Origin of the sequence: Affinundibacterium baiyunense (assembly GCF_018139645.1) — a bacterium.
GTDB lineage: Bacteria > Pseudomonadota > Gammaproteobacteria > Burkholderiales > Burkholderiaceae_D > Undibacterium > Undibacterium baiyunense.
On sequence record NZ_JAGSPM010000011.1, the window covers coordinates 46,738 to 68,697 of the forward strand.

Sequence of the window (21,960 nt, forward strand, 5' to 3'; positions counted from 1 at the left end):
GTGCAATTAACCACGCACATACGTTTTCCACGCCAACCATAGTTTGCGTATCGGTGTTAAAGAAATTCTCTGCTTTAAAACTTGGAACTGGTCTTGTTGAATCTCTACCAGCAGCGCTCGGTAAATTGCAGCCATTATCAAGCCTGTGCGCTGGGCACGACGATCTTCTTCGGGCAACAATGCAAATGCCTCGTCATACAGTTTTTGCGTACGTTCATATTGGAATTGCATCAGTGCGACAAATTGCTCGCTATGACGTGCATTCAAGATGTCGCTCGCTGGTACATTAAATTGTTGCAACTCATTGACGGGCAAATAGATGCGACCTTTGCGCGCATCTTCACCAACATCGCGAATGATATTGGTCATTTGAAATGCTAACCCTAGTTTTTCGGCAAATCGTTTGGTTTGCGGATTTTTGATGCCGAATATGCTAGCAGAGAGCACGCCAACGACACCTGCGACATGCCAGCAATAACGCTGCAATCCGATAAAGTCGAGATAGCGATTTTGATTTAAATCCATCTCCATGCCATCAATAATCGCTAAAAAATGTGCGCCGTCTAGTTGGTAAGTTTGCAGATGCGGCTGCAAAGCTTTGGTTACTGGATGGCTAGGATTATTTTTTAGCATAGCTTGGATTTCTTGACGCCACCAAATCAGCTTGTTTCTGGCGACCGATTCATCGGTGCAATCGTCGACAACGTCGTCAACTTCGCGACAAAATGCATACAGCGCGGTAATCGCGCGGCGCTTCTCTTGTGGCAGAAATAAAAAGCTGTAGTAAAAACTGGAGCCGCTCTGTGCGGCTTTTTCTTGGCAATATTCGTCTGGTGACATGCTTGATTAGGTAGGCTGGAATATGAATTAAGGCGTAATGCTAACCGACTGCGCGCCTAAGTACAAACTTCCATCGGTTTGCGTGGAAATGCATATTCGCATTCGTTCTTACAATATATAGACAAAAAAATGCGGCGAGCATGTTGTACAATGCCAGCTTATTGTGCAGTGAATTTGTGTTGCAAGCTGCGTTGAGTCGTTCATATATCGTAATAAGGTAGACTTATCTTGATTAAATTAAATAAAAAAGTAGCAGTTTTGAGTGCTGTGATCGCTGGTATTTTGGTTGGGTGCGGTGGTTTTGTCTATACGACCGTTGGTGGCACCGTAAAAGGCTTGACGACGACCGGTAGCTACTTGGTTTTGGTCAATGAAGTTGGTTACACTCAGGCATTGTCTGTAGACGGTTCATTTTCATTTCGTGTTGCCAGCAATGCTTCTTACGATATCACTGTCGGACAACAGCCGAATCCAGTGAACTGCACGGTAGCGAACGGAAAAGGCAAGATGAGTGGCGAAGCGCCAGTGAATAACATTGCAGTCACTTGCGTACCAAACGTTCCGTTGGCAGGTTCATTAACTGGCCTTGGTGCTAGCAAATCGCTGACATTGTCTATGAATGGTGCGACACAAACTACCTTGACAGCAGATGGTGTGTTTTCGTTCCAGACCTATGCTGTGAATGGTAAAGAATATGCAGCAAAAGTATTTTTGCCACCAGTTGGCCAAGTTTGCAAAATTCAAAATGCCAGCGGTGTGGCGAATTTAAGCAGCCCTCCAAGCAATATCGCGGTAACTTGTGCGACTGGTGTGCCAGTCGGTGGTTCCTTGGCGGGTTTGAAATCAGGAACATTCTTAACAATCTCAAATACGTTGGCGGATGGTACTACTGATGCGCGAAACTTATTGGCCGATGGTGCGTACACAATGTCGTTTAGTTTGTCTGATGGTGATAATTATGATTTGCAAATCACCACGCAGCCAACTGGGCAAAAATGTACTGTCACCAATGGCAAGGGAAAAGCGTCTTTAGAGAATCCCGCTCCGGCAAGTGCAATTGGCATTACTTGTGTGGCCGCTTAGTTTGGCGCCTCAGCACCGCATCTTAATTTAGCGAAATAATTGATAAATTAAACAGTGGTGTCGAAATAAATGCAGTAGAAAAAGCCAAGTTCGTCTTGGCTTTTTTTATAGGCAACTATAGACAACTTAAGCGCCCATCTTGGTCGAAGTAGTAAATGTCCTCATGCTTAAAGCCCCAGTGACCACCTTTTAAGCGAACAAATGGCTCGAAGCTAAAGAAGTTGACGTTCGAAATTAACTGCTGGTTATGCGCTTGGATGTATTGGCGTCGCTCACGTTCTACTTCTATGCTATGACCGACATTTGTTCGAAAATCAAGATTCACAAAACCACTTTCGCGTATCCGCACATTGCTCCATTGATAGAGTTTGTGAAAACTGGTTTCTGGATTTACCCATGCACACATTTCTTCGTGTAGTCGTTTGAGAAAATCTATCCCATTTTGATATTCGCGGGTTTTGGGATGTTCAACGCAAGCTCCAAATTCGAAGGCAAATGTGCGTGAATAATCCCCCCAAATTGCGCCTTGGCATGGGCTTAAGTCGATACTAATCAAATTCTTGCCGCCAAGTTTCTCTGTACTCGCTTGATATTCTCTACCTGATATCGAGAGACAGCTACGAGTGCCGGCTAACACTAAGGCAGGGCAGTTGTAATACCAGGTTTCGTGTAAGCCTTGTTCGCATAAAAGTGCATAGGCTTTTGTTGCAATGCTATGTTCGCTATCCTCCGGCGTAATCAGGCGAGATAGTTCAGCCATTACCCATTTTGCTTGGGCTTGGATTTGTTGATACGACTGAACCAGCGATACATCAGGCATGTTTTGACTCGTGGATGAAATCGTTGAAATTTACATTTTTAGCGCGCGCCACAATAGCAATGGTGAGTCTGTGGCTTGAATCGTAGGGCGATGTCGAAAAATGTCCATATCTGCCGCTTCGATCTTTTCGAGGATGCGTAAACCACCTTGTACCACCAAGCGCAATTCAAAGCCAAATCGTCCCGGTAATCTTTTGCATAAGGGACTACCAGTAATCATCATCTGTCGAGTTCGATTTATCTGAAATTGCATCATCGCACGCCAAGCCTGATTGCAAACACCTTCGACAATTTGAGACTCGCTAACATGAAACCGCAGCAAGTCTTCTTGTGGAATATATACGCGGGACTTTTGCCAGTCAATTGCAATATCTTGCCAAAAATTAACAAGCTGTAAAGCGCTGCAAATTAGGTCTGACTTTACGAGATTATCACTTGAAGTTTCTTTAAATAGATGCAGCATGATGCGTCCAACTGGATTGGCAGAGCGATCGCAGTATTGCAAAAGGCTAGTAAAGTGATCATAGCGCTTACATGTGACATCTTGTTTAAATGCGCTTAGTAAATCAAAAAATGGTGAAATGGGTAGCTGATGTGTTGAGATAACTTCAGCTAAATCGTTAAACAAAGGATGCTGGCAAGCTTGCTTGTTACGTATTAGTTCCAAGTTATTTTCATATTCCGTCAAAGCGGATAAGCGCTCGACGTCGCTGGCGCTGCCTTCGTCAGCTAAGTCATCAGCACTGCGAGCAAATGCATAAATCGTTTTTACTGCGGGTCGCAAATGTGCTGGCATTAGCCATGATGCGACCGGAAAATTTTCGTAGTGATTAACACTCATAGTGGGTGCTGTTCTTTGCTATTTGAATAACTGCAAAAATAAATGACTCAAAAGTCATTGGCAAGAAAAAGATTCGTGATTATAATTAATAACTCATAAGTCAGTAATTGTGTTTATTTTTAAAATTTTAAAAAAGGCTAGTGTTTCAGGAATCTAGACTTGTTTAGACTTTATTTCTGATTCTCTTCGCTTGTGAATATCAAATAGTGTGTTATCCATTGGCGTAAGTTTTCAATTCAATTAGTGTAATCTGGATTGTTTTTAAATAGTCTTCGATTAATGACTTTATCTATGTATTTAGAACCTATTTGCTGTAGCCTTCAGTCATCCGCAAGCGTCATTGACTATCGCATCATTGATGAAATCGTAAAGGAATAATTCTCGTGTTTAATTCACCATCTCATCGTCACCAGCTTTCTGCGCTTCCTAATTCGACTCCAATGATTCGAAAGAAATTATCCCTAGTAATGAGTTTGCTGGGTTTGGCGACAATATTGTCGCTGACCGCTTGCTCGAAAAAGGTGGAAAAGATGGAGGATATTCGTCCAGTACGCGCGATCCAAGCCCAGCTTCAAGGAACCGAGTCAGCGGTCGAATTGTCTGGTGAAGTACGGGCAAAAATTGAGTCGCGTCTTGGCTTTCGTGTGCCGGGAAAAATTGTTGCCCGTAAGGTTGAATTGGGCACTGTAGTGAAACGTGGTCAAGTGTTGATGCAGCTTGATCCGCAAGATTTATTGTTGGGTCAAGCACAGGCACGAGCAGGATTAAGTGCAGCAGAAAGCAATCGCGATTTGGCGAAGGCAGAATTGAAGCGTTACCAAGAGTTACGTGAAAAGAATTTTGTTGCACAAGCAGTTTTGGATGCCAAAGAAACTGCATACAAAGCAGCGCAAGCTAGCTATGAACAAGCAAAGGCTGCCTTATCGAATCAATCAAATCAAGCCGGATATGCGAGCTTGGTTGCTGATATTGATGGTGTTGTAACAGGAATTGAGGCTGAAGTGGGGCAGGTAGTTGCCGCTGGTACACCCGTTGTGCGTGTAGCGAAAGCAGGTGACATGGATGTCGTGGTTGGTGTCCCAGAAGATAAGATCAATTCGATCCGTCAATTGAACGAAATCAAGGTTAAATTGTGGGCCAATAGTGGCGAGGTTTATGCCGCGAAATTGCGCGAATTATCACCGATTGCAGATCCTGTGACGCGCACCTTTGTTGCGAAAATCGCCTTACCTAATAATGCAAAAGATGTTCAGTTAGGAATGACTGCCAATGTCCTATTTGGCATGAAAAGTGAGGTGCAAATGGTACGTCTGCCGTTGACAGCATTATTCCAAGAAAAAAATGTGAGTTCAGTTTGGATTGTTGAGTCTGGGGCAGTGAAGTTAGTACCAGTTCAAATTGGTTCAACCAGTGGTGAAGATGTGTTGATTTCTAGTGGAATTCAAGCTGGCCAGACTGTGGTGACTGCGGGTGTTAATTTGTTGAAAGTGGGTCAAAAAGTGCATATTCTCGGCGTGGAATCCGCACCGACACCCGCGGCTGCAAGTGCTGCACCTGCTTCAGCGTCTGCTTCTGCTGTAGGAGTATCTAAATGAGTCAGGATAATCACGATAAATCTGGATTCAATCTTTCGCGTTGGGCACTGGAACATATTCCGTTAACGCGGTATTTGATGGTTGCATTGCTATTGGGAGGGATTTTTAGTTTTGCAAAATTAGGTCAGGATGAAGATCCTCCATTTACATTTAGAGCGATGGTGGTACGTGCGGTTTGGCCAGGGGCAACTGCTTTGCAGATGGCTGAGCAAGTGACTGATAAGCTTGAGAAAAAACTACAAGAAGCGCCTTACGTTGACAAGATTCGTAGCTATTCAAAACCAGGCGAGACCCTGATTATCTTGCAATTGCGAGAATCAACGCCGCCAAAAGAAACCTCGCAAACTTGGTATCAAGTACGTAAGAAAATTGGCGACATCAAAGGCACGCTGCCTGCGGGCGTAATTGGGCCGTTTTTCAATGATGAATTTGGCGATACCTACGGCTCGATTTTTGCGATTTCAGCGGATGGGTTTAATTACGAAGAAATGCGTGAATACGCAGACTTCGTAAGGCAGCAATTCTTGCGTATTCCAAAGGTCGCAAAAGTCGAAATGTTTGGTGTGCAAGAAGAGAAAATCAATATCGAATTTTCACAAAAGAAATTTTCTCAATTAGGTGTGCCGTTCGAAACGATCGTCTCGCAAATCAATTCGCAAAATACGATAGATCCAACTGGCGTGTTAACGACTTCTTCCAGCAATTTGCAAGTTCGCATTTCTGGTGCGTTGTTAACGGTGAAAGATTTAGAAAATTTGCGTTTGCGAGCAAATGGAACGACTTTTAGATTGGGTGATTTTGCGGTCGTGAAACGCGAATATAAGAATCCACCAGTCGATAAAATGCGTTTCAATGGTAAAGAGGTAATTGGTCTTGGCATATCGATGGAAAAGGGCGGAAACATCATCGAGCTAGGTAAAAACTTAGAGAGGGAAGTTACGTCGATTAAATCGCAATTGCCGGTTGGGATTCAGTTGGATCGTGTTTCTGATCAACCGAAAATAGTGGCGTCATCGGTCGGGGAATTTGTTAATACCTTGATTGAAGCGGTCGTGATTGTATTGGCGGTGAGTTTTTTATCACTCGGTTTACACACGAAGCCTTGGCGACTGGATGTGTGGCCTGGATTGGTTGTAGGCTTGACGATTCCATTGGTGTTGGCGGTTACCTTCTTATTTATGCGTATCTTCAATATTGACTTGCATAAAATTTCACTTGGTGCGTTGATTATTGCGCTTGGCCTGCTAGTAGACGATGCGATTATTGCGGTTGAAATGATGGTGCGTAAAATGGAAGAGGGCTTCTCGCGATTTGATGCGGCAACTTTCGCCTATAGCTCGACAGCGATGCCGATGTTGACTGGAACCTTGATCACGGCGGCTGGATTTTTACCAATTGGATTGGCTGAGTCTGCTGCGGGTGAATATACCTTCTCGATGTTCTCAGTGAATGCGTTGGCGCTGTTGATATCATGGTTGGCAGCGGTTTTATTTACACCTTATCTTGGTTATTTACTGTTGCGCGTTAAGCCACATGTGGGCGCTGATGGTAATCATGAATTATTTGATACGCCGTTTTATTCGCGTTTTAGAGTATTGGTGAATTGGTGTGTCACATGGCGTAAAACAACGATTGCTATTACTTTAGCGGTATTTGGTTTGGGTGTTTTTGGTTTTAAATTTATTGAACAGCAGTTCTTTCCAGATTCAAGTCGCCCAGAATTAATGGTTGAGTTATGGTTGCCTGAGGGCTCGTCTTTTGCAGCGACTGAAGCACAGGCGAAGAAATTTGAGGCATTCATTCAGAAGCAAGCGGGTGTGGAGAGTATTACTAGCTACGTCGGTACGGGGAGTCCTCGTTTCTACTTGCCTTTAGATCAGATTTTCCCGCAGACGAATGTGACGCAGATTGTGGTGTTGCCAAAAGATTTGAAGTCGCGTGAAGCTTTACGTTTGAAAATCAATCAGGCATTTAAAGAAGATTTTCCTGAGGTACGCGGTCGAGTTAAGTTATTGCCAAACGGTCCGCCAGTACCATATCCAGTTCAGTTCCGCGTCACTGGCTTAGATGTCGCAAAAGTGCGTGAGGTTGCTGATCGTGTCAAGGCGGTGATGAATGCCAATCCAAATGCCATCGGTGTGAACGATAACTGGAACGAGTCTGTGAAGACAGTTCGTATCGACATGGATCAAGATAAGCTGCGCGCCTTGGGCGTAACGTCACAAAACGTGATGCGTGCCGCGAATACAATTTTGACTGGTACCACTGTCGGCCAATTTAGAGAGTCGAATAAATTGATCGATATCGTGGTTCGTCAACCAGTCGATGAGCGTTCGACGGTGCAAGCCTTGAGTAACGCCAATATTCCTACTGCCAGTGGAAAGACTGTTCCATTGTCACAAGTGGCGAAAATCTCTTTGGCCTGGGAGCCGGGTGTTGTTTGGCGTGAAGGGCGTGAATGGGCGGTTACTGTGCAGTCGGATGTGGTTGATGGTATTCAGGGGCCAACAGTGTCTAGTCAAATTAATCCTAAGTTGGATGCGATACGTGCGACCTTATTACCAGGCTATAAAATTGAATTGGCGGGTGCTGCTGCTGACAGTGGTAAAGCTCAAGAATCAATTGCGGCCAACGTGCCATTGGTGATTTTTATTATTTTCACGTTATTGATGTTGCAGTTGCATAGTTTTTCTCGCTCTGTTTTAGTGTTCTTGACTGGACCACTAGGCGTAGCAGGTGCTGCGATGGCTTTGTTGATTTTGCAAAGACCGTTTGGCTTCGTTGCTCAGCTTGGAGTGATTGCATTGTTCGGTATGATCATTCGAAATTCAGTGATTCTGATTGACCAAATTGAACAAGATCGAGCGGCGGGTGTTCCAGCTTGGGATGCAATTGTCGAGGCGGCTGTGCGTCGATTCCGTCCTATCATTCTGACAGCTGCTGCGGCTGTACTTGCGATGATTCCATTGTCTCGCTCCGTATTTTGGGGGCCGATGGCAGTTGCGATTATGGGCGGTTTGATTATCGCTACTGCTCTGACTTTGCTCTTTTTGCCAGCGCTTTATGCGGCGTGGTTTAGAATTAAAGAGCCGGCTAAATCGGCGTAGTGGGATCATGCAATTTATTTCGGCCTTTCGTTTTTGATTAAAAAAAGACGAAAGGCAGAATAAAAATGACGCAGTTTCAATTTGAGTAGAAAAAAATCGAGACAAGTGTGCGTAAAATCTAGTAGAATAGTTGGTTGAAGTTGAAATGCCACAGCACAAGTTATGGGCGACAATGCAATCGAAGTCGCCCTTTGCTTTTGTGCCGGTCTTTCTACCGGAGGTGTTTTCATCCCGCGAGGATGGCGAAATTGGTAGACGCACCAGGTTTAGGTCCTGACGCCAGCAATGGTGTGGGGGTTCGAGTCCCCCTTCTCGCACCACAGATTTTTTATATTTGGACGATTTTCATGGCAACTGCAGTCGAAACTTTAGAAAAATTAGAACGCCGTATTACGATTACTTTCCCAATCGCAGAAATGCAACCGGAAATTGAAAAGCGTTTGAAAGTACGTGCTCGTACAGCAAAAGCGCCTGGCTTCCGTCCAGGTAAAGTACCGATGAAAATGGTTGCCGCGCAATATGGTTATCAAGTTGAGAACGAAGTTCTTAATGATAAAGTTGGCTTGGCTTTTGCTGAAGCAGTAAAAGAAAACAACTTGCGCGTTGCGGGCTTTCCACGTATTGAGCCGAAGAAAAGTTATTCAGATAATTATTTGACTTTCGATGCAACTTTTGAAGTGTATCCGGAAGTTGTTGTTGGTGATTTGTCTGGCGTTGAAGTAACACAGGTTAAGACTGATGTTACAGACGTTGAAATCGAGAAGACGATTGATATTTTGCGCAAGCAACGTGTTCATTTCCATGTTAAGGGTGAACAAGGCCCTCACGGTGATGGTGGTGCTGATCAATCTGCACAATCTGGTGATCGTGCAACCGTAGATTTTACTGGCACTTTGGACGGCGTTGAATTCGCAGGCGGCAAGGCAGAGGGTTTCGCGTTTGTGTTAGGCGAAGGCCGTATGTTGCCAGAATTTGAAACAGCAACTTTGGGTCTGAAAGTTGGAGAAACCAAAGTTTTTCCATTGTCTTTCCCTGAAGATTATCACAGCAAAGATGTAGCTGGTAAAACTGCAGAGTTCACTGTCACTTTGACTAAGTTAGAGTGGGCGCATTTGCCAGAAGTTGATGCAGAGTTTGCGAAAATGTTGGGCGTAGAAGATGGCGATTTAGCTAAGATGCGCAACGATATTAAAGAAAACTTAGAACGCGAAGTTAAAGGTCGCGTAAAAGCAAAAACTAAAGACAGCGTTATGGATGCCTTAGTAAAGGCAGTTGAATTTGATGCGCCAAAAGCATTGATCGATCAGGATGCAGAACGTTTGGCTGAAATGACGCGTCAAGATATGGCACAACGCGGTATGAATGTACAAGGCGTACCATTCCCAACTGAATTATTTACAGCACAAGCTGAACGTCGTGTTCGTTTAGGTTTGATTTTGGCTGAATTGGTTAAAGCGAATCAATTGCAAGCGACTGCTGATCAAATCAAAGCACAAGTAGAAGATTTTGCGCAAAGTTACGAAGATCCTCAGCAAGTTGTGAAGTACTACTATAGTGATCGTAATCGTTTAGCTGAAGTTGAAGCTCTTGTATTAGAAGAAAACGTCGTTAACTATGTGTTGGGTAAAGCAAAAGTGAACGAATCAGTTTTGCCGTTCGACGAACTGATGGGTAATAACGCAGCAAAATAAGATAGGATAATTCATGACAGGCATCATTCATAACTCTGGTTTAGAAACAAATATGCTTGGCATGGTGCCGATGGTCGTTGAGCAAAGTGGGCGTGGAGAACGTGCATACGATATTTACTCCCGCTTGCTCAAAGAGCGAGTGATTTTTCTGGTTGGTCCTGTAAATGATCAGGCAGCGAATTTGATCGTTGCCCAGCTACTGTTTTTAGAAAGTGAAAATCCAGATAAGGATATTTCGCTTTATATCAACTCCCCAGGTGGTTCTGTATCAGCCGGCATGGCAATCTTCGACACAATGCAGTTTATTAAGCCAGATGTTTCGACGTTATGTACTGGATTGGCTGCTTCTATGGGTGCCTTCTTGTTGGCGGCTGGTGCGAAAGGTAAACGTTTCTCTTTGCCCAATTCTCGCATCATGATTCATCAACCGCTTGGTGGCGCGCAAGGTCAGGCATCGGATATCGAGATTCAGGCGCGTGAAATTTTGTATTTGCGTGAGCGTTTGAATGGCATTTTGGCTGAAAAAACTGGTCAAACAATTGAGCAAATCGGAAAAGATACGGATCGAGACAATTTCATGTCAGCCGATGCTGCTGCTGAATATGGTTTGATTGATCAAGTATTGACACATCGCGCTTAAAAAGCTGCATCTAGGGTTTAAAAGAAAACGCCCGCAACCTTTTGGTGCGGGCGTTTTTATTTTTGATCATTGGCAGATATCTGCGAAATAAAAACATTGGATTTGTGTAGGGTATTACTGCGAGCTAGCATTTTTTTGCAGTAATATAGCGTTCATAGATTACTTCGGAAAAATTATTAAAAAGTATTATGTCAGATAAAAAAAGTACTTCCAGCGAAAAATTACTTTATTGCTCATTTTGCGGAAAGAGTCAGCATGAAGTAAAAAAACTAATCGCGGGGCCATCTGTCTTTATTTGTGATGAATGTATCGATTTGTGTAACGATATTATTCGTGATGAAATGAGTGCGCTTGAGCCTATCTCTTCATCAAAAAGCGATTTGCCTACGCCGGTAGAAATTACGGAATTACTTGATCAGTATGTGATTGGTCAAGAAAAGGCCAAGCGGATTTTGGCGGTCGCCGTTTACAACCATTACAAGCGCCTCAAGCATTTGGGTAAGAAGGATGATGTTGAACTAGCTAAAAGTAATATTTTATTAGTTGGACCAACAGGTTCCGGTAAAACTCTGTTAGCGCAAACATTGGCGCGTATGTTGAATGTTCCCTTTGTAATCGCTGATGCGACTACATTGACTGAAGCTGGGTACGTTGGCGAAGACGTTGAGAATATCATCCAGAAGTTACTGCAAAACTGTAATTATGAAGTCGAGCGTGCACAAAAAGGCATCGTGTATATCGATGAGATCGATAAAATCTCGCGTAAAGCAGAAAATCCATCGATTACTCGTGACGTTTCTGGCGAAGGTGTGCAACAAGCCTTGCTTAAATTGATCGAAGGTACGATGGCATCTGTCCCTCCACAAGGCGGACGTAAGCACCCGAATCAAGACTTCATTCAAATCGACACGACCAATATCATGTTTATTTGTGGTGGTGCGTTTGATGGTTTGGCGAAAATTATTTCTGATCGCTCTGAAAAAGGTGGCATTGGATTCGGCGCAAGTGTTAAGAGCGAGAGCCAGAAAAGTGCTAGCGAAGTAATTTTGGATGCAGAGCCACAAGATTTAATTAAATTCGGCATTATTCCAGAATTGGTTGGACGTTTGCCTGTAATTGCGACCTTGATGGAGCTGGATGAAGCGGCATTGATTCAGATTTTGGTTGAACCGAAAAATGCCTTGATTAAGCAATATGCAAAATTGCTTGAAATGGAAGGTTGTGAGTTGGAGATTCGTCCGTCAGCATTACAAGCAATTGCGAAGAAGGCTATTGCACGTAAAACTGGGGCGCGCGGTCTGCGTTCGATTCTGGAGCATGCATTGCTAGACATTATGTTTGAGCTACCTAGCGAGAAAAATGTATCTAAAGTGGTGATTGATGAAAATACTATCAATAATGGCGCAAAGCCTTTATTGATTTACAACGAGCAACCCAAAGTCGCTGGTGCTTAAGTTGCGTCAGCACAAAAATATCAAAACATTGCGCGATTCTTAGGACTTTCTCTGTGAATCGCGTAATTAAGCGGTACAATTTATCCAAACAATAGAAAATTTTGGCTTCAACCGAAAAGCTACCCGGAGTTCTCTCTGTGTGGCTTTTTTTATTGTTTTTTAGGATGACGGGCTTGAGATTTAGCCTAGTGCGCCAATCTATTGAATGAAAGTTTTTTTAAAAAGGTGCGCCATGACAACTTCCACTATTACTGAACGTACAGAATTACCATTGTTGCCACTGCGCGATGTCGTGGTATTTCCTCACATGGTGATCCCATTATTTGTAGGTCGTCCCAAATCAATCAAGGCTTTAGAAGCGGCGATGGAGCAGGGCAAGTGCATCATGCTGGCTGCGCAAAAGGCTGCAGCAAAAGATGAGCCATCAGCCGAAGATATATACGAAATTGGCTGTATTGCGAATATTTTACAAATGTTGAAGCTGCCTGATGGCACCGTCAAGGTGTTAGTTGAAGGGGCGCAACGTGCACGCATTCATCAGATCACTGATTCCGAGTCCCACTTCGTTGCAGATCTCACACCGATTGCTGCCGAGGATGCAGAGGATGCTGAAGTTGAAGCGATGCGTCGTGCCATCGTGCAGCAGTTTGATCAATATGTGAAATTAAATAAGAAGATTCCGCCAGAGATTTTGGCATCTCTGTCAGGTATCGATGATGCTGGGCGTTTGGCAGACACTATTGCTGCCCACTTGCCATTAAAGTTAGAGCAAAAGCAGGTCATTTTAGAGATTGTTAGTGTCGCCAAACGTCTTGAGCATTTGCTTGGTCAGCTTGAAGGTGAGTTAGATATTCTTCAAGTAGAAAAGCGTATTCGTGGTCGTGTAAAGCGCCAGATGGAAAAGTCGCAGCGTGAGTATTATTTGAATGAGCAAGTCAAAGCGATTCAGAAAGAGTTAGGCGAGGGCGAAGAAGGCGCAGATATCGACGAGCTCGAAAAGAAAATCACCGCTGCAAAAATGCCGAAAGAAGCGCGCGACAAAGCAATGAATGAGTTGAAGAAACTCAAAATGATGTCGCCTATGTCCGCAGAAGCGACGGTTGTTCGAAACTACATCGATACCATCGTCAATTTGCCTTGGAAGAAAAAATCCAAAGTGAATAATGATTTGACCAATGCTGAAAAAGTGTTGAGTGATGATCACTATGGTTTGGATAAGGTGAAAGAGCGCATCTTGGAATATCTCGCGGTTCAACAGCGCGTTGATAAATTGAAGGCGCCGATTCTTTGCTTGGTTGGTCCTCCAGGTGTAGGTAAGACTTCATTAGGTCAATCGATTGCGCGCGCAACCAATCGCAAGTTTGTGCGCATGGCTTTGGGTGGCGTACGTGATGAAGCGGAGATTCGCGGTCACCGTCGTACTTACATCGGCTCAATGCCAGGAAAGATTTTGCAAAGTTTATCCAAAGTAGGTGTACGGAATCCTCTATTTTTGTTAGATGAAGTTGATAAGATGGGCGCCGATTTCCGTGGCGATCCTTCTTCTGCGTTGTTAGAGGTGTTAGATCCAGAACAAAATCACACATTCTCAGATCACTATATTGAAGTTGATTTTGATCTCTCCGATGTGATGTTTGTTGCGACATCCAACTCCTATAATATTCCTGCTCCTTTGTTGGATAGAATGGAAGTGATTCGTCTTTCAGGCTACACAGAAGATGAAAAAGCAAGCATCGCTCAACGCTATTTGCTGCCTAAGCAAATCAAGAATAACGGCTTGAAAGAGGATGAGATTTCGGTATCGGAGTCTGCGATTCGCGACATCATTCGTTATTACACCCGCGAGGCCGGTGTTCGCTCTTTAGAGCGCGAAGTTTCAAAGATCTGCCGTAAGGTAGTGAAGATGCTACTGTTGAAGAAGAGCGAGAAGAAGGCCACGATTACCTCGAAAAATTTGGATAAGTTTTTGGGTGTGCGTCGATACGATTTTGGTGTGGCGACTAAAGAGAATCAAATTGGTCAAGTGGTTGGACTGGCTTGGACAGAAGTAGGTGGTGATTTGTTGACGATTGAAGCTGTCTCCATGCCGGGTAAAGGTGCGACCATTCGCACCGGTACGCTTGGTGATGTGATGAAGGAATCTATCGAAGCTGCTCGCACCGTCGTGCGTAGCCGTGCAGCTCGTTTGGGTATCAAAGCCGATCTGTTTGAGAAAACAGATGTGCATATTCATGTGCCTGAGGGAGCGACACCGAAAGATGGTCCATCAGCAGGTATCGCGATGACGACTGCAATGGTTTCTATTTTTACCGGAATACCAGTGCGTGCTGATGTTGCTATGACGGGTGAGATTACGCTTCGTGGCGAGGTTCTGCCAATCGGTGGTTTGAAGGAGAAACTTTTAGCTGCACATCGTGGTGGAATTAAAACCGTGTTGATTCCAGAAGAAAATGCAAAAGATCTGACAGAAATACCAGATAACGTCAAAAACAAATTGGAAATTATCCCAGTGCGTTGGATTGATAAAGTTTTGGAAATCGCGTTAGAACGTCAGCCGGTTGCATTGACTGAGGAAGAATTGGCGGTTCCGGCAGTTGCAAAAAATGATGCTGGCACTGATACATCAGCCATTAAGCATTAATTTGACACTGTCTTTTATAACACTTGATATAGATTTTTTGTGCTAACTTTTCGAAAAGCCAAATTTTGATTTTCAAGATTTGGCTTTTCTATTTTGGAAATTGAAAAGGCTTAAGCCATCATTGCCTTAAGTGAAAGCAGCTATTTCTATTCGCTATAGTTTTGCTTGTGTAGCACGCCAGTCAAGATCACTTAGAAATTTAGTGACTCCCACAAATTGTCCCAGTCTTCTGCTTTGAGTGTGCCTTCGCGTTTCAGGCTTAAATTGCCATCGGCTTGAATTAGAAAGTGGGTAGGATCGGTGTTAAGCGTGCCGAAGCCTTTTATGCTCTCTGCATTTCCACGCCACATCAGAGGAAATTGTTGGTTTTTCGGGATGCTTGCGGACACTATTTGTGTATATAAATCAAATTCGGGTTTGGTTTTGTCGAGATTAACGCCAATCAGAACAAAGTTTTTGTGATTGTTATCTCTGTAAAATTCACGCATGAGTTTGAGATCGCGAGCACAAACCGCACAGCCTGCGCTATAGAAGCTAATTAAGATTGTTTTTCCTTTTAGCTCTCCCAAATCGATTTTTTTACCACTGTAGCTAGAGCCTATTAACTCGAATTGAACGGGAGTATGTAGTTGTTGCGCAATCGTATTTGAGCTGAATACGATAGAAAGACAAAATATTGATACGATTATTGTTAATTTACGCATGATTTGATCGACAAAGTTGAACCTTCTTTTTGTCGTGTCAGCATGCGAGAAACTTACATTGATAAGTAAAAAAGGCTCTCATCTGAGAGCCTTTAACTGTTTGCCTACTTACGAATGCGATTGTTTCGTAATGGGTGTGGTTCTATATCAAGTATCCGACCACTGCTGATGCTGAATGCTGGTGCTGGGGCGTAGCCGCTTGGACCACAAACGCCCGATTTACTGTAGCTTGCTGCATTTGCAAGCAGTCTTTCATTTAAAGAGCCAAGTTCGTTTTCTAGGTCATCAGAAGCAGGGCAGGTTGCGGCAAAACCGTTGACGTAGCCTCCAGTTCCGGCATCATTGATGCCACTAAATTCAATCGCAAAGTATGCAGTGCCGCAATTATCTTTTTGGCTGAAGCCATATGGTTTGCCGCAAGTGGTACCGCCAATCGTAATAACTTGTACGAAAGGAGCTAAACCATTAATGATGGATTCGCTGGCGGAGCAGGTTCGAGAACTAGTTAATACAAAGACTCTCGATAAGTTTAATTGTGGCAAATCTTGTCCGGAACGAGCTTTGTTCGTGAAGAAAAATTTACTTTCGGCTGTCCAGTCGGGATGCTTGTCATTGTATTGAAGTTGTTCAAAGACTCGTCCTTGTGCTTTACTACCCGCTATCATAGAAGCGACTTCATTTGCAATGTAAATATAGCCGCCGCCGTTATATCTTAAATCTAAAACCAAGTCGTCAATACCTTGTTGTTTGAATTCGCGCATGCTTTCAACAAGAGGATCTGAGGCGGTCGCGATGTGGTCGGTGAAAACGATGTAACCAAGGCGTTTGTTATCTGGTGTGGTGATAATTTTGTTTTGAAGAACTGGCTTGGTCGTGACCTTGGTCGCTTTCATTTCGACTAGTCGAGTGCTGCTAGCCCCATTATCACGGATCTCGAATTTCGTGACAGTCTGTGAACTCGTTGGGTACAGGGCGGCAATTTGATTATTGTAACTGACTTGTTCAATCGGTACCCCATTCAAGCCAACGATTTGAGCACCACGCTTTATTTGTTGTAAGTCGGCCGGCGAGTTTGGCTGTACAAAAGTGACGCGTAACTTATTATTTTGATTCACTAATTTGTAGCCAAAACTGACATCTTCACCCGCTTCAAAGTAGCCATCAATTTCATCTTTATCTGCGGTAAAACTGAAGCGATCATTTGGCTTGACAAGTAGTGCATCAAAGTACGACTGTGGTGTGCTGTAGTTGGCTACTGGTACTTCCACTATCTGTTTATACCAGAGGTACACATCATTCAAATGTGCTCGAACCCAAGTCTTTTCGACGCTAGGCGTGCAAATATTCGCATAGGTGCTAGGCAGGCCGATTTCGGTGCTAGTTCCATTGTTATTGCTGTTGTTGTTGCCAGTACTTCCTGAGTTGTTATTCGAGTTATTGTTACCCGTAACTGAGCAGGCACCTGCCCCGTTATTGCAGAGGCTCAGCGTATCGCTTCCCCCGCCGACACCACTACCACCACCGCATGCGCTTAAGCCTGTGATTAATAGAACTCCAAAGAGTTTGGATAATTGGATGGAGCTTGGTTTTGACATTATTAGGCCTTTGTATTCTTCGTCAAATCTATGAGTTGTATGCGCATTGTTCTTATGTAACTGCTTTGGGAAGTATAATCGAAGTTGTTTGGTGTTGATTGTGAACGTATCTAAAAAACAAAAATAATAATACGTAGAACTAAATTTAAGTAAATTGAAAGTTTGAGCGCATGCATGCTTAGAAAATTGACGAGGCCAGGGCTATGAGTAAACCGCGCTGTGGATGGGCAAATATTGCAAATCCACTATATTTACAATATCACGATCATGAGTGGGGCATCCCTTGTCATGATGAGCTCACATTGTTTGAGATGCTTAATTTGGAAGGCGCTCAGGCTGGCCTAAGTTGGGAAACAGTTCTCAATAAACGTGAAAATTATCGTTTGGCTTTTGATTCTTGGGATGCAAAAAAAATTGCGAGATATGATGCGTCAAAAGTAGAGAGCCTGATGCAAAATGCGGGCATCATTCGTAATCGATTGAAAATTCAAGCGGTCGTCTCAAACGCGAAAGCATATATGCAGTTGTGTTCTGAATGCGGAAGCTTGGATGCCTATTTATGGGCCTACGTTAACGGTGAGCCAATTATTAATTGTGGTGAGCGGATTATCACGACGCCGCTGTCGGATCAAATTTCGAAAGACTTAAAAAAACGTGGATTCAAGTTTGTTGGATCGACGATTATTTACGCCTACATGCAAGCGATCGGCATGGTAAATGATCATGCGCGCGATTGCGCTTGGCGTCATTCATCTTTAAACGAGTCATAAAGAGAAAAAATTGAATAGTAAAAGTGTAGATAAGTATCCCGAGGTTTTTATCTCTGAATTTAGAGGTGTTCGTTCTTTGCATCTTGCTAGTGATGTCAACAATGATACGAGTTGTGCGCCAATTCAGGGCTCAATGCGTCTTGCAGTGCCAGATCAAATTGAGCTTGAATATGTACAGCAGATGAATGTGTGGATGCTATTCAATATGCTGCCTAAGCATATTGTGCAATTGGGATTGGGAGCTGCATCGTTAACTAAGTTTTGCTATCGCAATTTTCTTGATGCAAAGATCACCGCAGTAGAGCTCAATCCGAATGTGATTCAAATGTGTCGGGAACAGTTCAAGTTACATGCTGATGATGCGCGGTTAAACGTGCTTGAGATGGATGCATTCGATTTTGTGAGAAATGTAAAACGTCACGGCACAGTTGATGTCATTCAAGTCGATTTGTATGATGCTGAAGCGAATGGTCCGGTGTTGAGTAGCCCTGAGTTTTATGAAGCATGTGCAGCATGTCTTACTGCGGAAGGAATGATGACAGTGAATTTGTTCGCGGATGATGTACAGCGCGAAAAGAACATTCACGCCATGCAGCAATGTTTCGACGTGGTGGTTTGGCTTCCCGAAGTACATGATGCTAATGTGGTGGCGATCGCGTTTAAGACAGCGCCAGTGATCGACTTTGAGACGCTTTATCAGCGCGCGGCAATTTTACGCGTGAACTACAAATTGCAAGCACCAATCTGGGTGAACGGATTGAAGGAGTGGATGCTGGCAGGCGAGGATTAATTAGTTTTAGGTATTTGCCTCAAATTCTTCGTCACGCAACACCTCTGGCTGCAAAGTGATGTGATCGATACCATGTTTTTCAAGTAGCATTTTTTTTATGCTTTCTAAAATTCTTGGCCATGCACTCAAGTCATCGATCTCTAAATGGCCAATTAATGCGGGTTGGCCTGGAGACATATCCCAAACATGCAAGTCGTGTACTGAAGCGACGCCAGGCGTTGTTTCTAGATCGGTGCCAATTTGTACGTAATCAATGTGATGAGGAACGCCTTTCATCAAGAAGTGAAATGATTCTTCCAGAACACCTACGGTTGACTTCAAGATGAGTAGCGAAACGAAGATCGAAAGTATCGGATCAATTGGCATCCAAGCAGTAAAGTAAATAATTGCGCCCGATACGATCGCTGCTGCGGACCCCAATAAATCTCCCATCACATGAATTAATGCTGCACGTGTGTTCATACTATCTTTGTCGTGAGATAGAACCCATGCTACGACGATGTTAATTGCTAGGCCAATCGCGGCAACAATCATGACGACTTTGCCTTGTACTACCTCTGGTGATTGGAGGCGTTGAATTGCTTCAATACTAATCCAAGCAACCACGCCCAACATCACCAATCCGTTGACGAACGCGGCCAAGGCTTCGGATCGTCCAAATCCAAATGTGTGTTTGGCTGTTGGTGGTCGTTTCGCAATTAATTGTGCCAGCAGAGCGAGTCCAAGCGCAGCGGAATCGGTGACCATATGGCCAGCATCTGAAATCAAGGCAAGAGAATTTGATAAGAAACCAAAGACAACTTCGACGCCTGCGAAAAATAATGTTAGACCTAATGCCCACGCCAAAATCGATTGGCTGCGATCTGCAAAGTAATGTTGATGTTCCGCATCGCCATGACGGTGTGCATGTAAATGTGCGCTTTTGGTGTCGTGGGTGCCTACTTTGTTGGGCGTGTGTGCATCGTGTGGCATGGTGAGTTATTTCTATAGATTTGATTTAGTATTGTAAGGCATTGGCGTTTTTCAGCGCATGTATCTTCGATTGGTTTTGCTCTGATTGGCAGGAACTCAGTCATGCTACGGTATTTTTGTAAAATGAATTACATCAGGCTTTTTTGAAATCGAGAAAAAGCACTTTACGATTTAGAGGTTGTTTGCTATAGTCTTACCTCTTCGGGCGGTTAGTTCAGCTGGTTAGAATACTTGGTCGACATCCAAGGGGTCGGGGATTCGAATTCCTCACCGCCCACCAGAATTTTAGAAATAGTAGTACTTTGTAAGAGCGAGAAAGGCATCATGGTTATGACACCGCGAACTACGATCACATTCCTTTGTGAGCGACGCTAGTCGAGGTGTTTTTTCGTCTTTAAGTACGATATGAAAACGCGGCTAGTCCGCGTTTTTTTTCGTCTATTGGTTTTGTTTTTTTAATTTTTTGTTTTTTCTTTGGCTTAGGCCCGTATGGAGATGAATATGATTTCAATTCGCTTGCCCGATGGTTCGCAACGACAATTTGAGTCCGCTGTCACAGTGGCGCAAGTCGCCGCCAGTATCGGCACGGGCTTGGCAAAAGCTGCCTTGGCTGGCAAAGTCAACGGTAAGTTGGTCGATACATCGCACTTGATCGAAGCAGATGCTGATTTGGCGATTGTCACAGACAAAGATGCGGATGGCTTGGAAGTTATTCGTCACTCCACTGCGCATTTGTTGGCGTATGCAGTCAAGGAGTTGTTTCCAGAAGCGCAGGTGACGATTGGTCCTGTGATTGAGAATGGTTTTTACTATGACTTCTCTTACAAGCGTCCATTTACACCAGATGACTTAGTCTCCATCGAAAAGAAAATGGCCGAGCTGGCGAAAAAAGACGAGCAAGTTGTGCGTAAAGTTGTGCCGCGTGATGAGGCCGTCGCTTACTTCAAGTCTATCGGTGAAAACTATAAAGCCGAAATTATTGAATCTATTCCAGTAGATCAAGACGTTTCACTCTATTCAGAAGGTAATTTTACCGATTTGTGTCGCGGTCCTCACGTGCCTTCAACAGGGAAATTGAAAGTATTCAAGTTGATGAAGTTGGCTGGTGCGTACTGGCGTGGTGATTCTAAGAATGAGATGCTGCAACGTGTGTATGGCACAGCATTCGCGAAGAAGGAAGATCAAGAGCAATACCTGCATATGCTGGAAGAGGCAGAGAAGCGTGACCATCGTAAATTGGGTAAAGCTTTAGATCTGTTTCACTTCCAAGACGAAGCTCCAGGCTTGATCTTCTGGCATCCAAAAGGTTGGACTGTGTGGCAGCAAGTCGAGCAATACATGCGTAAAGTTTACCAAGATTGTGGCTACCAAGAAGTTAAAGCGCCACAAATTTTGGACCGTACACTGTGGGAAAAAACCGGCCACTGGGAGAACTATCGCGAAAATATGTTCAGTACCGAGTCTGAAAATCGTAATTACGCATTGAAGCCAATGAACTGCCCAGGTCATGTGCAGATCTTTAATTCAAATATGCGCAGCTATCGCGAATTGCCATTGCGCTACGGTGAGTTCGGCCAATGTCATCGCAACGAGCCTTCAGGTGCATTGCACGGCATTATGCGTGTGCGCGGCTTTACGCAAGATGATGGCCATATTTTCTGTACCGAAGATCAAATTCAAGATGAGGTCATGGCTTTCCATCCGCAAGCGATGAAAGTGTATGATGATTTTGGTTTCGAAAATATTCAAATCAAGATTGCTCTGCGCCCAGATAATCGTATAGGTTCAGATGAAATTTGGGATAAAGCAGAAGATACTTTGCGTGCGGCATTGCGTAACTGCGGAATGACATGGGAAGAGTTGCCAGGTGAGGGCGCATTCTACGGCCCTAAGATTGAATATCATTTGAAGGATAGTTTGGGGCGTCCATGGCAGGTTGGTACGATGCAAGTTGACTTTTCTATGCCTGGACGACTGGGGGCAGAATACGTCTCTGATGACAATTCACGGAAAGTGCCTGTGATGTTGCATCGTGCAATTGTTGGTTCAATGGAAAGATTTATTGGTATTTTGATTGAAAATCATGCGGGCGCTTTACCAACTTGGTTGGCTCCAGTTCAAGTTGCGGTATTAAATATCTCGGAATCTCAGGTTGATTATGCGAAATCTGTGGCTGAAAACCTGAAAAAACAAGGGTTTAGGGTGCATACAGATTTGCGTAATGAGAAGATTACCTATAAAATACGCGAACATTCCATGCAAAAGTTGCCTTATATCATCGTAGTCGGTGATAAAGAACGGGATGCAAATACAGTGGCTGTGCGTACGCGCGGTAATCTGGATCTGGGTGTAATGACTCAGGAAGCTTTCTTGGATCGCCTTAAAAACGACTTGGAAACCAAGGCTTAACCAGCTTTT

General features: G+C 43.9%; 16 protein-coding genes and 2 tRNA genes. 12 read left to right on the forward strand and 6 right to left on the reverse strand.

Features of this window, described 5'->3' with window-relative positions:
- Positions 1-6: 6 nt before the first annotated feature.
- The gene (hpnD, locus tag KDM92_RS15705; protein ID WP_212685387.1) at positions 7-840 is read right to left on the reverse strand and encodes a presqualene diphosphate synthase HpnD; all 834 of its coding nucleotides are present in this window, start codon (positions 838-840) and stop codon (positions 7-9) included.
- 228 nt (positions 841-1,068) lie between these two features.
- Between hpnD and KDM92_RS15710 the strand changes: the two genes are divergently transcribed.
- On the forward strand, positions 1,069-1,923 hold the full coding sequence (locus tag KDM92_RS15710) for a hypothetical protein (protein WP_212685388.1): 855 nt from the start codon (positions 1,069-1,071) through the stop codon (positions 1,921-1,923).
- A gap of 115 nt (positions 1,924-2,038) precedes the next feature.
- Here the strand turns inward: KDM92_RS15710 and KDM92_RS15715 are convergent, their stop codons facing one another.
- Positions 2,039-2,743: a M24 family metallopeptidase gene (locus KDM92_RS15715; RefSeq protein ID WP_212685389.1), complete on the reverse strand. Its 705-nt coding sequence runs from the start codon at positions 2,741-2,743 to the stop codon at positions 2,039-2,041.
- Between the two features lie 30 nt (positions 2,744-2,773).
- Positions 2,774-3,583: a squalene synthase HpnC gene (gene hpnC, locus KDM92_RS15720; protein ID WP_212685390.1), complete on the reverse strand. Its 810-nt coding sequence runs from the start codon at positions 3,581-3,583 to the stop codon at positions 2,774-2,776.
- A 383-nt stretch (positions 3,584-3,966) separates the two neighbouring features.
- On the opposite strand from hpnC, the gene KDM92_RS15725 reads away from it, so the two are divergent.
- The 7 genes from KDM92_RS15725 (at position 3,967) to lon (ending at position 14,711) form a co-directional block, all read left to right on the forward strand.
- Positions 3,967-5,178, forward strand: a complete 1,212-nt coding sequence (locus KDM92_RS15725) for an efflux RND transporter periplasmic adaptor subunit (RefSeq protein ID WP_329603169.1) — start codon at positions 3,967-3,969, stop codon at positions 5,176-5,178.
- Positions 5,175-8,285, forward strand: coding sequence for an efflux RND transporter permease subunit (locus KDM92_RS15730; protein ID WP_212685391.1), 3,111 nt, complete (start codon positions 5,175-5,177; stop codon positions 8,283-8,285). Before KDM92_RS15725 ends, KDM92_RS15730 begins: the two co-directional genes overlap by 4 nt.
- Before the next feature lie 233 nt (positions 8,286-8,518).
- Positions 8,519-8,605: transfer RNA gene (locus KDM92_RS15735), tRNA-Leu, on the forward strand.
- Between the two features lie 27 nt (positions 8,606-8,632).
- On the forward strand, positions 8,633-9,976 hold the full coding sequence (gene tig / locus KDM92_RS15740) for a trigger factor (protein WP_212685392.1): 1,344 nt from the start codon (positions 8,633-8,635) through the stop codon (positions 9,974-9,976).
- A gap of 13 nt (positions 9,977-9,989) precedes the next feature.
- A complete protein-coding gene (gene clpP, locus KDM92_RS15745; RefSeq protein ID WP_329603170.1) occupies positions 9,990-10,616 on the forward strand; it encodes an ATP-dependent Clp endopeptidase proteolytic subunit ClpP in 627 nt (208 codons plus the stop codon).
- A 188-nt stretch (positions 10,617-10,804) separates the two neighbouring features.
- A complete protein-coding gene (gene clpX, locus KDM92_RS15750) occupies positions 10,805-12,070 on the forward strand; it encodes an ATP-dependent Clp protease ATP-binding subunit ClpX (RefSeq protein WP_189346642.1) in 1,266 nt (421 codons plus the stop codon).
- A gap of 232 nt (positions 12,071-12,302) precedes the next feature.
- Positions 12,303-14,711, forward strand: coding sequence for an endopeptidase La (lon, locus tag KDM92_RS15755; protein WP_212685393.1), 2,409 nt, complete (start codon positions 12,303-12,305; stop codon positions 14,709-14,711).
- A gap of 191 nt (positions 14,712-14,902) precedes the next feature.
- Here lon and KDM92_RS15760 read toward each other — a convergent pair whose 3' ends face one another.
- The gene (locus tag KDM92_RS15760; protein ID WP_212685394.1) at positions 14,903-15,415 is read right to left on the reverse strand and encodes a peroxiredoxin family protein; all 513 of its coding nucleotides are present in this window, start codon (positions 15,413-15,415) and stop codon (positions 14,903-14,905) included.
- A 104-nt stretch (positions 15,416-15,519) separates the two neighbouring features.
- Entirely contained in the window at positions 15,520-17,010 is a 1,491-nt protein-coding gene (locus KDM92_RS15765) for a S41 family peptidase (RefSeq protein ID WP_212685395.1), read from the reverse strand.
- A gap of 203 nt (positions 17,011-17,213) precedes the next feature.
- Here KDM92_RS15765 and KDM92_RS15770 point away from each other — a divergent pair, with 203 nt between their 5' ends.
- Together KDM92_RS15770 and KDM92_RS15775 are read left to right on the forward strand one after the other, a co-directional pair.
- Positions 17,214-17,780 (forward strand): DNA-3-methyladenine glycosylase I, encoded by a 567-nt coding sequence (locus tag KDM92_RS15770; RefSeq protein WP_212685396.1) that lies wholly within the window; start codon positions 17,214-17,216, stop codon positions 17,778-17,780.
- 10 nt (positions 17,781-17,790) lie between these two features.
- A complete protein-coding gene (locus KDM92_RS15775) occupies positions 17,791-18,570 on the forward strand; it encodes a spermine/spermidine synthase domain-containing protein (protein ID WP_230408382.1) in 780 nt (259 codons plus the stop codon).
- A gap of 6 nt (positions 18,571-18,576) precedes the next feature.
- Here the strand turns inward: KDM92_RS15775 and KDM92_RS15780 are convergent, their stop codons facing one another.
- Entirely contained in the window at positions 18,577-19,542 is a 966-nt protein-coding gene (locus tag KDM92_RS15780) for a cation diffusion facilitator family transporter (protein ID WP_212685397.1), read from the reverse strand.
- A 203-nt stretch (positions 19,543-19,745) separates the two neighbouring features.
- Here KDM92_RS15780 and KDM92_RS15785 point away from each other — a divergent pair.
- Positions 19,746-19,822: transfer RNA gene (locus tag KDM92_RS15785), tRNA-Val, on the forward strand.
- 221 nt (positions 19,823-20,043) lie between these two features.
- On the forward strand, positions 20,044-21,951 hold the full coding sequence (thrS, locus tag KDM92_RS15790; RefSeq protein ID WP_212685398.1) for a threonine--tRNA ligase: 1,908 nt from the start codon (positions 20,044-20,046) through the stop codon (positions 21,949-21,951).
- Positions 21,952-21,960 lie beyond the last annotated feature (9 nt).

What these genes read in the sequence shown, in the direction of transcription:
- hpnC (WP_212685390.1), bottom strand. Translation starts at nt 3,583, where the DNA reads ATGAGTGTTAATCACTACGAAAATTTTCCGGTCGCATCATGGCTAATG.
- clpP (WP_329603170.1), top strand. Translation starts at nt 9,990, where the DNA reads ATGACAGGCATCATTCATAACTCTGGTTTAGAAACAAATATGCTTGGC.
- tig (WP_212685392.1), top strand. Translation starts at nt 8,633, where the DNA reads ATGGCAACTGCAGTCGAAACTTTAGAAAAATTAGAACGCCGTATTACG.
- KDM92_RS15770 (WP_212685396.1), top strand. Translation starts at nt 17,214, where the DNA reads ATGAGTAAACCGCGCTGTGGATGGGCAAATATTGCAAATCCACTATAT.
- KDM92_RS15730 (WP_212685391.1), top strand. Translation starts at nt 5,175, where the DNA reads ATGAGTCAGGATAATCACGATAAATCTGGATTCAATCTTTCGCGTTGG.
- clpX (WP_189346642.1), top strand. Translation starts at nt 10,805, where the DNA reads ATGTCAGATAAAAAAAGTACTTCCAGCGAAAAATTACTTTATTGCTCA.
- hpnD (WP_212685387.1), bottom strand. Translation starts at nt 840, where the DNA reads ATGTCACCAGACGAATATTGCCAAGAAAAAGCCGCACAGAGCGGCTCC.
- lon (WP_212685393.1), top strand. Translation starts at nt 12,303, where the DNA reads ATGACAACTTCCACTATTACTGAACGTACAGAATTACCATTGTTGCCA.
- KDM92_RS15765 (WP_212685395.1), bottom strand. Translation starts at nt 17,010, where the DNA reads ATGTCAAAACCAAGCTCCATCCAATTATCCAAACTCTTTGGAGTTCTA.
- KDM92_RS15780 (WP_212685397.1), bottom strand. Translation starts at nt 19,542, where the DNA reads ATGCCACACGATGCACACACGCCCAACAAAGTAGGCACCCACGACACC.
- KDM92_RS15760 (WP_212685394.1), bottom strand. Translation starts at nt 15,415, where the DNA reads ATGCGTAAATTAACAATAATCGTATCAATATTTTGTCTTTCTATCGTA.
- KDM92_RS15715 (WP_212685389.1), bottom strand. Translation starts at nt 2,743, where the DNA reads ATGCCTGATGTATCGCTGGTTCAGTCGTATCAACAAATCCAAGCCCAA.
- thrS (WP_212685398.1), top strand. Translation starts at nt 20,044, where the DNA reads ATGATTTCAATTCGCTTGCCCGATGGTTCGCAACGACAATTTGAGTCC.